This window comes from Ruegeria arenilitoris (assembly GCF_013032445.1).
Lineage (GTDB): Bacteria > Pseudomonadota > Alphaproteobacteria > Rhodobacterales > Rhodobacteraceae > Ruegeria > Ruegeria arenilitoris_F.
Genome location: NZ_WQCA01000009.1, coordinates 219,863 through 234,078, shown reverse-complemented (window position 1 = coordinate 234,078; position 14,216 = coordinate 219,863). Strand labels below are relative to the sequence as shown.

The window sequence follows — 14,216 nt, the reverse complement described above, 5'->3', positions numbered from 1 at the left end:
AGCAAAAACCAACCATTCGAACTCGGTTTAGCATTGTTGCTTTGAGTATGACGTCGATCTTGAAAACTTGCGTAAGAAATCAAGGAAACTCGCTTCCTTAGTATCTCGTCAGTGTATCAAGTATCGCTTTCTGCGTTTTACCGTCGTTGTGAAAAATCCTGTTGGCAAGATACTCAGACGGGAAATCGGGCCAAGTCATTCGCATTTCGTCAACGAGTTGCTCTGCCGCTTCCGAATTGCCCAACTGATCCTGTGCAACGGCTTGAAACAGTAGTGACGGAGAGCTGACGGGAGCACCGGCAGCTGGTGCTCCTTGAAAGGCGTCTATGACATCTTGGTAGTTCCCGAGCATCAGTTGGGAGACGCCCCAGATATTTCTTGAGCCAAATCGACCGGAACCTGTTCTCGGTCTTTGGGAGTTGCTGACTTCGGCGGCAAGGTCAGGAGCATTGGCAACAATGGCCGTGATACCAACAAGATCCAATACATGGCCATCCGAAGGTGCAAGCGTGATGGACATTCTGGCGTATTTCAAAGCCTCGTCTGGCTCATCCCTGACAGCCAAGACCCAGCCTTTTGCGGCATTGGCCCATGCGTCGGTGGGGGACAAATCCAAAGCCTGTTCAGACATTTCCGATGCCTGGCCTATGAGTTTCTTTCCTTGTGCTTCATCTCGGGACAGCATAGCCAGGGTCGCCAAAACCTGTGCTGAGCCGGAGTACCCATCAGGCAAAGCTGGATCCAGCTCGATGGCATGCTGGAACATGCCAAGTGCTATTTTCTGACGCTTGGCATCAAAAACGGGAAAAAACATGCCGCGGGCTTGGTCCGCAAGGTTGGCAGCCTGTAATCGTGCCAAAGATTGTTCACCAAGTGCCGCACGTTCCGCCTGCACGGCGGTGCGTGTTATTGGCTCCGGGTCGGCACTGTCTTGGTTCAACCACAATCCAGCGATTGCGATTATGGCGAGGACGCCCAATCCGGTAAAAATCCATTGCCTTGGTGGTCCAACGAACTGCCCCTGCTGAGGCGGACCCGTGACGGGATTTTCAGGCAATGGATCGTATGAAAACCGCGGCTTGTATCCGCCGGGATCAACAAAAATACGGACACCTTCGCCGTCCCATTTTTCTTCATAAAACTCATGTAGTAGCCGACGCAGCCGCCTGGCTTCAACGCGAACGAGATTTTGACCACCAGTGCCATCAATGCGTCGCCCATAGACCTCCACAGCGATAGCTTTGCCTCGAATCTGGGGACTGCGACCCGCGATAGCTTCCTCGACGATGTATGTAAGAAACTGCTGGAGACGGGGCGAAGCTTGAAACTCGCCGCTCGATACAACGCGCTCGAGCGCTTCCCGGACAAGATCCGGCGACGGCTGTCCAACATCTTGATCTGTCGGCAAATCATTGGCTTTGTTCAAGGCAAACTCACCCCCAACTCACGGTGACTCACTTGGCTGGCGCGGTCAACCACACTCATCTCGATGTGAGAATAGATAGTGGGAGCCGGGATTTATCCAGTGACGGTGGATCTGATTGAAGAGATTCCAGAACTTTCCGAGGCGTTGTCAGCGCGCATCCAAACAGATGCGTTGCTCAAAGAAGTTATCGAAGACCTGAAGAAAGTTTCCGAGCTGTTGGATGATGTATCGATCACAGCCTCAGAGCGCGCGGAATGGACCCACATCAGATCTGAACTCGTGAACGAGCTTCGCCGGATGGTGAAGCGCAATCCTCGCAACATTTCCAATTGAGGGCATAGCCATGACAAAAAAAGACAACGGCAAAGACTTAGAAAACGAACAGACCCAAAAATCCGCCGATATCGAAAATCCTTCCCGGCGTCACGTTATGCAGGGGCTGGCAGCAGGTGCGGTAGCAACCGGTGCCGTTAGCTACGGTTCAAGAGCTGCACAGGCGCACCCTGGCGATGGGCCATTAGGCGAAAGCCTAAAGAACCCGTACGGCGGCAGACCTGCCGGGGGCATCACTTTGCCGGAATACTTCCGTCCTACGAAATACATGACAGGCTCGAATGCGAATTATTTTCCGCTTTCCGAGGACCTCGGGCCCGACGAAATGCGGATATCGTTCTGTGGTTCGACGCCATTTCCGCCCCGCGAAGATCAGGCTGGCACCTGTATCATGGTCGAGTTGGGTAACGGAAAACGGTTTTTCTTCGACTTCGGCTCGGGCTGCGTCCGCAACATTATCGGGATGCAGGTTCCGGGTCAGTTGATCAACGACATCTTCATCACGCACCTGCATGTCGATCACTATGCCGACATCCCTTACATCTACCCGTTCCGGGCTTGGTCCGGTGGGTACACACCGCTGCGCATCCACGGCCCCTCAGGACGGACACCAGAGCTTGGTACTGCCGGAATGGTTAAGGGCATGCAGCAGATGCTTAAATGGCATCTGGAGGCCTTTGATGTGTTCCCGATTGGGGACGGCTACGAGATCGAAGTTAACGAATTCGATTTCCGTCAGGAAGGTGGCATCGTCTATGATGAAGATGGCGTGACTATACGTTCCTGGCCGCGCAGCCATGCCAAGGACGGCGCTGTCGGATATCGGCTGGATTGGAACGGGCTGAGCTTTGTTTGGACCGGCGATGGCCGCCCCGATGAACTGAGCCTTGAATACGGAAAAGGCGTCGATGTGTTTGTGACCGAAATGTCCGGTCAGGATATCGGGCAACTGATGACTTACAAATACGGCCTGCCGCAAGAGCTGTTCAACTACACAATCGATACGCACCATACTTCTCACTACGCTGTTGGTAAGATGATGGCTGAGGCGCGCCCACGGCTTGCAATGGTGACCCACTATACGCAAGACGAGGATATTGACGCCGAGATGTTGGCGGGAATTCGAGCCCATTATGACGGTTTGTTTGCCTGGGGGTTGGATGTCGCCGTCGTCAACGTAACCAAAGATGCAATCTGGTATCGGAAGGCGACGCTTCCAGGCAAATCTGGTTCGGTCGCGCCATTCCGCGAATTGGGCAAAATGGAAGCAGAAGGCAAGATCACGTTACCTGACGAAATCAAGCCGCCCGCGCCGAGGTCGTCACGTGCCGAACAGCAAGACCAGAAATACCGCGATATGGAGATCGACCCAAAGGAATACTATCCAGCCGACGTTTTCCGGGCCCCCGATCCTGAGTGGCCCAGTGATTTCGTTATCAAGGTCGATGACGTCATCCCGAACCGCAAGAAGAAGGCGGAGTAAAGAGATGATCGAATTTGGCTCGACATCCGCAATCCCTGTTACGATTCTTACCGGCTTTCTCGGAGCCGGTAAGACAACCCTTCTGAACCGCATCCTTACCGGAAACCACGGGTTAAGGGTGGCCGTTCTTATCAATGATTTCGGATCCATCAATGTCGATGCTGATCTTGTCGTTGGCGTTGAAGATGATGTGATGAGCCTTGCGAATGGCTGCGTGTGCTGCTCGATCCGAGATGACCTGATCGAAACGGTAGAAGCCGTTCTCGCCCGGCCTGAGAAACCGGAATACATCGTCCTTGAAGCAAGCGGAGTGTCGGACCCGTCATCAATTGCAATGACATTCACCGATCAGAAGTTTCGGGACATGATCCGCTTGGACAGCCTGATGTGCCTGGTCGATGCGGAGCAATTGTTCGCAGCACCTGAACAAATGGAATTGAAGCTTCGCCAAATTGCGTTTTCGGACATGGTTATTCTGAACAAGGTCGATCTTGTCGACAGGGCCACGGTTCAAAAGGTTCATGATTGGCTTGGGTCACGTTTCCGGCGATATCGTCTGGTCGAAGCTGTAAATGCCGATGTCCCGCTGGATATTTTGCTGTCCGTGGGACGCTTTGCCAGCGAGCAACTTGAAACGAAAATACCGGATCATCACGAACATGGGCCCAGTTGCGGTTGCCAACGCGCCGATCACTCTGACAGCTTTTCGACGACTATGATGAAAGTCGATCACCCCATTAGCCTTTCTTCTCTCAAGACTGCAATTCGGAATCTGCCCGGAGACGTGTATCGTCTTAAGGGCTTTGTCTTCAGTGAAGAGGATCCAGATCATCGTATTCTTGTACAGGTCGTCGGCAAAAGAATGGATATCGCGAAGGACGGGGCATGGGGGGACCGAAAGCCTGAAACAAGGCTTGTCGCTATTGGCGCGCCGGGAGCCCTTTCAGCAGACGCTCTATCCGATACGTTATTGGTGTCAGCATAGCGGTTAAGCTGGCAAAGCCCGGTGTTGTGTACCACTTCGAATCTACGGTTTGCACGTCCCGGATCGACAACCTCAGATCAGGTTAGGAGGAAATTGCTGTTGCTTAGCGGGACTTGTAAAGTTCAGTCGTGAAGGTCTGCTTCGGTCAGGTTTTGGCACTCCGGAGCGAAGATTCGTATAGCTGTTAAGTCCGCGAAGTGTCGACCGAGTACCTTGCAGGTAAGGTTTTTTGCGAGCCCATTTCAACGAATGCTGCGCTTCTCCCGAACGGATGCGGGCTGCGAATAGCAGCCATTGGCCATCGCAGGGAAAGCTCAAACCGGACATACAATGCGCCCATGCGAGCCCCCCAGCATACTCAGGATCGCTTTTCGGAAGAAGGTTTACGGGGATTGGGGCAGGTATCACCAAGGGCTAAACCCATCGGCATGAGGGCTCTCGCCTGCGCAGCTCAGATATCCCAACTGTTCTCGAAGGCTTGATCAATCGCAACCTGCGTTTCCTTCGAGAACTCGAGCGGGCACGGATATTGCGCCCCGGTCGTCACCGAATCCCCGAATGCCTCGACCTGCAATTTGTACTGATCAATGATCGGAAACCGCCTACGCGAGACATCTCTACCATCTTTGTGCAACTCGACACTGGCCTCGCCATAGATCCTTGGGTTGAAGGGCGCCGTTACACGGATCAATCCTCCTTCACCATGGAAAGTCATTTCCTGGAACAGGTTGAGACGTGTGGTCACGTAGGCCGAATAGGTGAAGCCAGGGAAGCTCGCCCGGATGTCAGTGAAGGCGTCCACGTCATTTTCCCATCGGATGCGGGACAAGATATCCTGCGGTTCTTCACCCGTTACAAAGCGGGTCGATCCCAGCACATAAACGCCAATATCGCTTAGCGCTCCTCCACCGGTTTCAGGGCGATGCCGGATGTTCTCGACATCTTCCCGACTGTCGAAGGCAAAGATGCCGCTGACATGTACCAGCCGCCCAATCTCTCCGGATTGGATCAACTCGCGTACAAAGTGCCATTGCGGATGGTGCACGATCATGAAGGCCTCGGCAGCAAGCAAACCAGTTCGGTCGCGGGCGTCTATCAGAGTATCAAACTCGCCCGCCTGCAATGTCATCGGCTTTTCACAGAGGACATGTTTTCCAGCCTCCAGAGCCTTCAAAGACCACTCAACATGCAGGTGATTTGGCAGCGGGATATAGACCGCGTCGATGTCCGGATCAGCCAACAATGCGTCATAGCTGTCATGGATCTTCAGATCAGGACACAAGGCTTGAAATGGCGCGACCTTGTGCTTGGAGCCTGAGGCCAAGGCCACCAGTTTGGCATTGTTTGCCGCGTGAATTGCTGGGCCCATATGTTTCAGCGCAAAGTTCGCGGCACCGAGAATACCCCAATTGACCGTGTTCGACATGTTATTCCCATTAGTAGTTTGCCTAATCACCTCATAAGTGACAGCATTTTTCGTTTGTGTTGATCCTATCGGATCAGGTTTTCCAGAAGTGATTTTAGTTCTGCAGCCATTTGGAAGCTGTTGCTCTGATGTTGCTTTCGGCAGAACAGCTCCGGGCTCCACCAGCCCACATATCCCGTCGACTTCACAGCGTCGCACCATTCGCGCAGATCAAGAGCTCCACTGCCGGTGGGCAGATCTCGCAGGACCGTTTCGTCTGGAATACCCCCCGAGAACGGCAGTGAATCGCACACATGCAAGCCATAGATACGATCTTTGTCAATCCGAGCCACAGTCTCGGGCGTGTCACCCGACACATAGCAGTGCCAGAAATCCGCGCCTACCGGCTTTGGGGGTTGGTATCGTTCACCTGCACTGGAAACCGTCGTCCCGGCAGACCAAATGCCGGTCGAGCACAAACAATCAAAATTGAACAATTATGTGAGGCAGATCAGCGCAAATGAAACCACAAGTAACTTCTACGATTTCACGCTCTAAGTTCCGGCGGATGGATCGCTGCCACCTTAGCAACCATTCGGATAGATTTCACTTTTCGCGAACACTCTATACAGGGCATTAAAACGCAAAAGGGACGGCTGTCACACCAAGTTAGTTTCGAAACCGCCTGGAGAAATGGCGAGCCGTGGAGGACTCGAACCCCCGACCTGAGAATTAGAAGTTCCCTGCTCTAATCCAGCTGAGCTAACGGCCCACTCGCGCCTCTAGGCTGTATTGGTGAAATCGTTTCGATTGTCAACTTGGTAAAGTTGTAGGAGGTAAATCCAAATTATTTGGAACGATTTCAATAATTTATCGCGAATTGGTAGGATCTAGGGGGCTATTTGCGCTCTATCCAGTTAAGCTACGGGACCGCTGCGCCCTTCTTGCGGTTTTTACGGGCGGGGTTCAAGACCCAAGCGCATGAACGCGCTGTTTGGATCGGCCGTGTAACCGTAAATTGGCCCACAATAAGAATATCCCAGAGCCTCATAGAGTTTTCGGGCTGTATCATACTCTGGCAGATGAGCCGCGCCGGTTTCCAGAACCAATGCGGAAATCCCTTCGGAGCGGGCCAGATCGGCAAGATGAACCATCATCCTGCGCGCCAGACCACGCCCGCGCACCTGAGCTAGGATATGAACCGATTTCACCTCGGCCGTGCCATCCGGCAGCGCCTTGAGCGCACCGCAGCCGACGGGCTGGCCTGCTTCAAACATCGCCCAGAACCGAATCCCCGGCCCCGCCAGCGCCTCAGCATCCATCGTGTGATTGCTTTCCGCGGGGCCAGCGGTTTCGCCATGGGCAAAATGCGCCTCAATCACCGGGCGCAGCGCGTCCGAGGTTGGGTCAGCCTCGCGGATGTCGATCAATTCAGTGGGTCCAGGGCGCGCGCCGGTCGGTGGCGAAATTCTCGCCATAGCCACGGGCGCGCAGGTTGGGTTTGCGCTTGTGCGGTTCGCTGACCTGTGCGTCGATCCCGTTGTCCTTGGCGTAATCCAACGCCTCTTCCTTGGTGTCGAATTTCAGCCGCACCTGCGTCTGCGTGTCATTGGACGAGGTCCAGCCCATCAGCGGATCAACCTCGCGCGACGAGGCTGGGGCGTATTCCAGAACCCACTTGCGGGTCTTGGCCATCCCCGAGGTCATCGCGTTTCGCGAAGGCTGGTAAATCCGTGCGCGCATGTCGCCTCTCCGTACTCACTTGGCTGGGGATGTTTATGCGTCAGACGCGCGGCGTGGACAAGTCCGCAATTGTCGCAACTTAGAGCGTTTGAAATGCCCCCTTGAACAAGAACAAAAACAGATCAAAATCAGGCGCGAAAGGAATCCCCCCTTATGGCCTATGCTCATTCCGACAAGACCCAGCTGACTGCCGACGACGTGCGCGCCCGCCTGAAGCTGGAAGGCGGCAAAGAATTCGTGATGCATACCGACTTCAACCCGGCAGGCGACCAGCCGACGGCGATCAAGGAACTGGCAGGCGGTGTTCTGGACGGTGAACGTGATCAGGTTCTGCTAGGCGCGACCGGGACAGGGAAGACCTTCACCATGGCCAAGGTGATCGAGGAAACCCAGCGCCCTGCCATCATCCTTGCGCCCAACAAGACGCTGGCGGCGCAGTTGTACGGAGAATTCAAAGGCTTCTTCCCCGAAAACTCGGTCGAATACTTCGTGTCCTACTACGACTATTACCAGCCCGAGGCCTATGTGCCGCGCTCAGACACCTACATCGAGAAAGAATCCCAGATCAACGAACAGATCGACCGGATGCGCCACTCGGCCACGCGAGCCTTGCTGGAACGCGATGATGTGATCATCGTCGCCTCGGTGTCCTGTATCTATGGTATCGGCTCGGTTGAGACCTACGGAGCAATGACGCAGGACCTGAAGGTGGGCAATGAATACGACCAGCGGCAGGTGATGGCCGATCTGGTCGCCCAGCAGTACCGCCGCAACGATCAGGCGTTTCAGCGCGGGTCCTTCCGGGTGCGCGGCGATAGCCTTGAAATCTGGCCCGCACACCTTGAGGACCGCGCGTGGAAACTGTCGTTCTTCGGTGAGGAATTGGAACAGATCACCGAATTTGACCCTCTGACCGGTGAAAAGACCGACACGATGGAGCAGATTCGGGTCTACGCGAACTCGCACTATGTAACGCCGAAACCCACGATGCAGCAGGCGATCATCGGGATCAAAAAGGAATTGCGCATCCGGCTGGACCAACTGGTGGGCGAAGGCAAACTTCTGGAAGCGCAACGTCTGGAACAGCGCACCAATTTCGACCTTGAGATGCTCGAGGCCACCGGCGTCTGCAACGGGATCGAGAACTATTCGCGTTATCTGACCGGTCGCGCACCGGGTGAGCCGCCCCCGACCCTGTTCGAATTCATCCCCGACAACGCTATTGTCTTCGCCGACGAATCCCATGTCTCCGTGCCTCAGATCGGCGGCATGTACCGCGGCGACTATCGGCGCAAGTTCACGCTGGCCGAACACGGGTTCCGCCTGCCGTCCTGCATGGACAACCGCCCCCTCAAATTCGAGGAATGGGACGCCATGCGCCCGCAATCTGTCTTTGTCTCCGCCACCCCGGCTAAGTGGGAGATCGAACAGACCGGCGGCGTCTTCACCGAACAGGTGATCCGTCCCACGGGTCTGCTGGACCCCGAGGTCGAAATCCGCCCGGTGTCGATGCAGGTGGACGACCTGCTGGACGAGGTGCGCAAGGTCGCAGCCGATGGATATCGCACGCTGGTCACCACGCTCACCAAACGCATGGCCGAAGACCTGACCGAATACCTGCACGAACAGGGCATCAAGGTCCGCTACATGCATTCGGATATCGATACGCTGGAACGCATCGAAATCCTGCGTGACCTGCGGCTGGGAGCGTTCGACGTGCTGGTCGGCATCAACCTGCTGCGCGAAGGGCTCGACATCCCCGAATGCGGGCTGGTCGCCATTCTGGACGCCGACAAAGAAGGCTTCCTGCGGTCCGAGACCTCTCTGGTCCAAACCATCGGTCGCGCCGCGCGAAACGCCGATGGCCGGGTGATCATGTACGCCGACAAGGTCACCGGCAGCATGGAACGCGCGCTGAACGAAACCAACCGCCGCCGCGCCAAACAGCTTGCCTATAACGAGGAACACGGCATCACCCCCGAGACGGTGAAGAAGAATGTCGAGGACGTTCTGGCCGGTCTCTACGAAGGCGACGTCGACATGAACCGCGTCACCGCCACCATCGACAAACCAATGCACGGCGCCAACCTCGAGGCCCATCTGGACGGCCTGCGCGACCAGATGCGCAAGGCCGCCGAAAACCTCGAATTCGAAGAGGCCGCCAATATCCGGGATGAGATCAAACGTCTGGAAGCGGTCGATCTGGCCGTCGCCGACGACCCCATGGCGCGCCAATGGGCGGTCGAGAAAGCCTCGGAAGACGCGGTGAAATCGCGCGGACGGTCAACGGCCGGACGGCCGGGGCAGCGAGGTGGGAATGTGAAGAGAAGAAAAAGGTGATTAGCACTCATTTACAGACAATAAATGCTGCCACCCTTCTGTGTTCGCTAAATACGCTCCGCGCATAGCTGAAATTGTAGGATCGGCAGAATTGGAGCCTATGCGTTGCGCCTCACTAAGAAACTGCCTGATTTCTTCCGTGTTTATGGGGCTAAACGCGACAGCGTAATGGTTGCTTGTTGAAAGTGCTATTTCGAAGGAACCGCTAACTCCCACGTCATTCAATAGATCGGCGATACGGTCTTTTGTCTCAAAAGCTATGGGGCAATTAGACGGGCGGTAGGATGCCAACACAACAACGGGATTTGTCAGTAAAGCTGTTGGCTGGTTGTCCTCAGATGCTGCAGCTTCCGTTTCAACAACAGGTTCTTCAATCGTGACAGTTGCTGAGACAACATCCGCCGACCTTGTATTGCAGATTGTAACGACTGGATCATTTTCATCCATACCCAAGAACGCAAACTGCAAAGGAGCAATCACTGGTACCTGGTCAGTCCCCAAAAGCTGGGCTTCGAACTGAGCGTAAGCGCTGACGATCCGGCACTTTTCAAAGAAGGTTGGGTTCTGAGGATCAAGTTGTTCTAAGTGTTCAGTTGCGGCGCTTAATAGTTGAGCGCGCAATTCAACTTTACTAAGTTCACTTCTGACACTGTCCACAGTGTTTTTAGCGTTAGTTGCCATGATGGCCGCTGTTGAGGAGGCTACAACACCAACGACGGAAACTACAACCGATGCGAGGGAAATTTTATCTTTAGATTCCATTGCACTAACCATAATTTAAGTTGCATGACTTCGAAATTTGGACGGTTAGTGGCAGATTTGTAATTTCGACCGTCTTTTCACAGTCGCTTCTTGTTCAAGTCTTATTGCGGGTGCACCACTAATGTACTCGTCCATAGAATGTTTGTCGGAAAAAGATACTGGAACGGAAGCCTTAACACCACCCGCTTCTCCCCAATAGGTCAACCATACTTGGATGGCGAATGATGAAAAATCCTTTGCGACCTAAAATACCTCATCGACGCCGCCCATCACTCCACCCTTGCAGCCCAGCGCTCCGTCCTCCACGTTTGAAATCACAGATTGTGATTCCAAACGGTTGCCATGACGAACCCCAACACCCTGCCCAGCACGCATGAGGTCCAAAGCGCCATTCACCGGGTGCGCGGTGTCCGCGTAGTGCTGGCCGAGGATTTGGCGCAGTTCTATGGGAAATCCGTCAGCGCGTTCAATCAGGCCGTCTCGCGCAACAAGGACCTGTTCGAAGGCTACCGCTTTCAGCTGAGCGATGCCGAAGTCGCTGATTTGCAATCACAGAATGTGATCTCAAAACCCAAGGGCCGTGGCGGGCGGCGGGTCAATCCGTGGGTCTATACGGATTACGGCGTGGCCATCGCCTCGGCCCTGTTCAAGGACCCGCGTGCCATCAGGATCACCCGCATGATCACCGAGGCCTTTGTGGACGGCGCAAACGCTCTGGCAGAAACCCCGCGAAGCGTGCCGGAAATCCTGCCGCCCGAAGACGCCCCCGCCCCGTTGCTGCCTAATGGTCAGCAACTGCGCGATCTGGCTGAAAACATCCTCGATTCCGGGCAGCAGAGCCTTGTTGATTACATCGCAAACCCCACCACCAAGCGGCAACAGGCTGTGGCGGTGATCATGAAAACCCTCGCCGAAACTGCAGGTGAAGAGGTCCGCACCCAACACGAACGCCTGCGTCTGAACATCGCGCAACGTCTGGCCACCGGGGATTACGCCGATGATGACGACCGCAAGCGGCTGCTGGAGTTGCTGCAGGCGATGAAGGGTTAAACCCCCAGCTCGGCCCGCATCTTTTTAGTCAGCTTGGCCACGACCAGATCATAAGACGTCACGATATGTTCGCGCAGGGATGCGTCGGACATGCCACGTTCCTCATAAACCTGCAGCCATTTCATCCCGCGCGAGGCAAGGTAAGGCGCTGGGCGGATGCCGGGCTCATCGCCCAGAACCTCAAACGCCAGATCGGTCGCCTTGAAAGTGAACGCATCGCGCCCATCGTTCCAGCCGCAGATTGCAAACACCTTGCCGCCCACTTTCCACACATCCGCATTGCCCCATTGCACCACATGGCTGGTGGCTTTGAGGCCGGCGCAAAAGGCGTTGAAATCATCGCGGGTCATCGCCCGAATCTCGGCGATCACCCGAAAATATGCAAGCGTTTAAAGGGCTTTATCCCAGTGGACGACCACGTCAAACCCGGCAGGGGACGGCGGGACCTCAAGGAATTCTGCGAAATTCCCCCACAACTCGGCCACTTTGGGCGCGTTCGCGTTCGATGTCTCCTCGCTTTCGACAACCGCAACAACGTAACCGGTACCGTCCTCGTTCATGGCATTGGTAAAGCTGTGCATCCCGTTCATGCCCATAATCTGATCTTTAAGCTCATTCATTTTTGCCTCGGCGGCATCCCGCATGCCGGGCTTCATTTTGAACTGCGTAATACGTGCAAACATTTCTTTCCTCCCTTTCAGGGCGAAATCCCCCAAAGACGGCCGTAAGCGGCACGTCCGGCGCAGTGTAACACAGCATCGGTGAATCGCGCAGAGCCCGCGCAAGGACCAATCAGGGGCGAACGAACTTGGCGGTTCCGACCGTCCGGGATGGGCGCGTTCCGGTCTGCTGCGGGACCGCGTCGGCAACGGGGGCGGCCGCGATAGTGTCGCAGGCAACGCCATCGCCATCTGGATCATTACGCGGATGATACCCCGGCCCTCCGGTCAGAAATGGCCCCGGCGCAACATTTTTAACCGCGTCGCACCCCGCCAGAGCAATCAAATGGATCAAGGCCTCTTCGCGTTCAAAGTCGGATGTTCGCAGATAAACACCCACGGCGATACCCATCGTTGTCACAGGCAGCATGAGGACCATGATCAGGATCCGAACCGGTGACAGCGCGCGCTTACGCAAGGCGTCTGCCCGCCTCTGGCGCTTCGATGTCTTAGTGAGTGTCGAATCTGTTTCGGATGTGTCGATCGGCATACCCTTCCACTAACCCGAGTTTATGGCGAAACCGAGACCCAAACCCCGCCATTTAGCGAGCCGAAACAAGCCCTCGCACCGGGTGGGCGATGCAGCTATCCTTCAAAGGGTGCAGCCACCTTGGAAACACGTTTGTCATGAGTCTTACCACCCCCTTTCGCCCGGTCGATGACACCGCCCGCGGTTTGGCCCGCGACCTGATTGAGAGCGTAACCTTTGGCGCACTCGCCACCTTGCAACCGGGCAAAGCGGTGCCGTCGGTGTCGCGTATCGCGCTGGCAACGGATGAGGCTGGCGGGCTGATCACCCTGATCTCGACCCTGGCGGATCATACGCGGGCCTTGCACGCCAATCCGGCCTGCGCCCTGCTGATCGGAGAACCGGGAGAGGCCGGCGATCCCCTGACCCATCCACGTTTGACTTTGCACGCCGAGGCCCGGTTCGTTGCGCGCGACAGTGCGGAACACGGTACCCTCCGCACACGGTATCTGGCCCTGCGCCCCAAAGCGAAGCTCTATGTCGATTTCACCGATTTCGGCTTTGTTCATTTTGAGATTTCAGAGGCCGTGTTGAACGGTGGTTTTGGCAAGGCCTGGCGCCTTGCATCCGCCGATCTTGTGCCCGATCAACGCACCACGTGAACCGCGCAGGCTGCGTGGCGAACCACATGGTTCGCGGTTGAGCCCAACAGAAGATCCTGCATACCCGGTCGATGCGATGCCATGACAATCAGGTCCGGCTTGTGGGTTTCCGCCCAGTCCAGAATGGTGCGCCCCGAATGCCCTTCGATCACCACGCCCGTCGCGTTGGGCAGTTTCGCTGCCAACTCGTCCAGTTCGGTCTGGATCGCCTTGCGGGCTTCGCTCAGGTATTCGGGCGGCATGTAAGAGATCGCATAGTTCGGGATGTGTTCGACCACATGCAACAAAGTCACTTGGGCGTCCGGTGTCGACAGGATCTCGGCCAGCTTCAGCGGCCCGGAAATATCCCGTTCAGCATCGAAAGAAATGGGTATAAGAATGTTATGATACATGGCGCGCGCCTCCGTTTTCCCGCACCCATGTTGCGCGGGGCTGGGCGTTGATGCTTTGATCCAAGTCAGGAACTGCCAAAAGTCTCGGCCACGTCATACATCACCGGCTCAAAGCTTTTGCACAGCTCGTTGATCTTGCGGTTGCGGTCGCGCATTTCCGGAGTGCGCAGCATGGCCAGAAAATCCTCGCGGCGTTCCCACTGGGAATAGTTTGCAATCCGCGTCTGAGCATCGTTCACATGCAACCCAGCCGAAACAAATCCCGGCTGTTTCGAGATGAACTCGGCATAGGCGTCGGTCAGTGCCTCCAGCAGATCGTGGCAGGTACCCGGCGTCATTTCAAAGGTGGTGATAACTGTCTGGACGCTCGCGCTCTTGGAAATCTTCGGCATCTGGATTCTCCTTATCGTTTCACAAGCTTAACACAGGAATTGCAAAGGTCTCGTG

Annotated in this window: 17 protein-coding genes and 1 tRNA gene; 6 read left to right on the top strand and 12 right to left on the bottom strand. The window is 55.6% G+C overall.

What is annotated here, in order from left to right; genetic code table 11:
• Positions 1-97: 97 nt before the first annotated feature.
• Entirely contained in the window at positions 98-1,426 is a 1,329-nt protein-coding gene (locus tag GOW98_RS15245) for a tetratricopeptide repeat protein (RefSeq protein WP_170333549.1), read from the bottom strand.
• Positions 1,427-1,525: 99 nt separating this feature from the next.
• Here GOW98_RS15245 and GOW98_RS15240 point away from each other — a divergent pair, with 99 nt between their 5' ends.
• Genes GOW98_RS15240 through GOW98_RS15230 form a run of 3 tightly spaced genes read left to right on the top strand, consistent with a single transcriptional unit; the run spans position 1,526 to position 4,227 of the window.
• Complete coding sequence (locus tag GOW98_RS15240; RefSeq protein WP_170333546.1) at positions 1,526-1,759, top strand: hypothetical protein; 234 nt, start codon at positions 1,526-1,528, stop codon at positions 1,757-1,759.
• Positions 1,760-1,769: 10 nt separating this feature from the next.
• Entirely contained in the window at positions 1,770-3,242 is a 1,473-nt protein-coding gene (gntH, locus tag GOW98_RS15235) for a guanitoxin biosynthesis MBL fold metallo-hydrolase GntH (protein ID WP_170333545.1), read from the top strand.
• A 4-nt stretch (positions 3,243-3,246) separates the two neighbouring features.
• The gene (locus tag GOW98_RS15230; protein WP_170333543.1) at positions 3,247-4,227 is read left to right on the top strand and encodes a CobW family GTP-binding protein; all 981 of its coding nucleotides are present in this window, start codon (positions 3,247-3,249) and stop codon (positions 4,225-4,227) included.
• Between the two features lie 451 nt (positions 4,228-4,678).
• Here GOW98_RS15230 and GOW98_RS15225 read toward each other — a convergent pair whose 3' ends face one another.
• The 5 genes from GOW98_RS15225 to GOW98_RS15205 form a co-directional block, all read right to left on the bottom strand.
• Positions 4,679-5,653, bottom strand: a complete 975-nt coding sequence (locus tag GOW98_RS15225) for a Gfo/Idh/MocA family protein (RefSeq protein WP_170333541.1) — start codon at positions 5,651-5,653, stop codon at positions 4,679-4,681.
• 65 nt (positions 5,654-5,718) lie between these two features.
• Complete coding sequence (locus tag GOW98_RS15220; protein WP_254438020.1) at positions 5,719-6,129, bottom strand: sugar phosphate isomerase/epimerase family protein; 411 nt, start codon at positions 6,127-6,129, stop codon at positions 5,719-5,721.
• Between the two features lie 197 nt (positions 6,130-6,326).
• A tRNA-Arg gene (locus tag GOW98_RS15215) sits at positions 6,327-6,404 on the bottom strand.
• Between the two features lie 181 nt (positions 6,405-6,585).
• Positions 6,586-7,062 (bottom strand): GNAT family N-acetyltransferase, encoded by a 477-nt coding sequence (locus tag GOW98_RS15210; RefSeq protein ID WP_170333653.1) that lies wholly within the window; start codon positions 7,060-7,062, stop codon positions 6,586-6,588.
• Between the two features lies 1 nt (position 7,063).
• The gene (locus GOW98_RS15205) at positions 7,064-7,375 is read right to left on the bottom strand and encodes an ETC complex I subunit (RefSeq protein WP_170327085.1); all 312 of its coding nucleotides are present in this window, start codon (positions 7,373-7,375) and stop codon (positions 7,064-7,066) included.
• Positions 7,376-7,528: 153 nt separating this feature from the next.
• Between GOW98_RS15205 and uvrB the strand changes: the two genes are divergently transcribed.
• A complete protein-coding gene (gene uvrB, locus GOW98_RS15200; RefSeq protein WP_170333538.1) occupies positions 7,529-9,715 on the top strand; it encodes an excinuclease ABC subunit UvrB in 2,187 nt (728 codons plus the stop codon).
• Here the strand turns inward: uvrB and GOW98_RS15195 are convergent, their stop codons facing one another.
• A complete protein-coding gene (locus tag GOW98_RS15195; protein ID WP_170333536.1) occupies positions 9,716-10,477 on the bottom strand; it encodes a hypothetical protein in 762 nt (253 codons plus the stop codon). It lies immediately after the preceding gene.
• 342 nt (positions 10,478-10,819) lie between these two features.
• On the opposite strand from GOW98_RS15195, the gene GOW98_RS15190 reads away from it, so the two are divergent.
• Positions 10,820-11,527: an ORF6N domain-containing protein gene (locus GOW98_RS15190; protein ID WP_170333534.1), complete on the top strand. Its 708-nt coding sequence runs from the start codon at positions 10,820-10,822 to the stop codon at positions 11,525-11,527.
• Here the strand turns inward: GOW98_RS15190 and GOW98_RS15185 are convergent.
• From GOW98_RS15185 to GOW98_RS15175, 3 genes are all read right to left on the bottom strand, one after another.
• Entirely contained in the window at positions 11,524-11,877 is a 354-nt protein-coding gene (locus GOW98_RS15185; RefSeq protein WP_170333532.1) for an MmcQ/YjbR family DNA-binding protein, read from the bottom strand. The genes GOW98_RS15190 and GOW98_RS15185 overlap by 4 nt on opposite strands.
• Positions 11,878-11,916: 39 nt before the next feature.
• Positions 11,917-12,210, bottom strand: a complete 294-nt coding sequence (locus GOW98_RS15180) for a hypothetical protein (protein ID WP_170333530.1) — start codon at positions 12,208-12,210, stop codon at positions 11,917-11,919.
• 109 nt (positions 12,211-12,319) lie between these two features.
• On the bottom strand, positions 12,320-12,625 hold the full coding sequence (locus tag GOW98_RS15175) for an excalibur calcium-binding domain-containing protein (RefSeq protein WP_254438019.1): 306 nt from the start codon (positions 12,623-12,625) through the stop codon (positions 12,320-12,322).
• 248 nt (positions 12,626-12,873) lie between these two features.
• On the opposite strand from GOW98_RS15175, the gene GOW98_RS15170 reads away from it, so the two are divergent.
• Positions 12,874-13,377, top strand: coding sequence for a HugZ family protein (locus GOW98_RS15170; RefSeq protein WP_170333525.1), 504 nt, complete (start codon positions 12,874-12,876; stop codon positions 13,375-13,377).
• Here the strand turns inward: GOW98_RS15170 and GOW98_RS15165 are convergent.
• Positions 13,362-13,769 (bottom strand): universal stress protein, encoded by a 408-nt coding sequence (locus tag GOW98_RS15165; protein WP_170333523.1) that lies wholly within the window; start codon positions 13,767-13,769, stop codon positions 13,362-13,364. The genes GOW98_RS15170 and GOW98_RS15165 overlap by 16 nt on opposite strands.
• A 65-nt stretch (positions 13,770-13,834) precedes the next feature.
• Positions 13,835-14,161, bottom strand: a complete 327-nt coding sequence (locus GOW98_RS15160; RefSeq protein ID WP_170327094.1) for an antibiotic biosynthesis monooxygenase family protein — start codon at positions 14,159-14,161, stop codon at positions 13,835-13,837.
• Between the last annotated feature and the right edge of the window lie 55 nt (positions 14,162-14,216).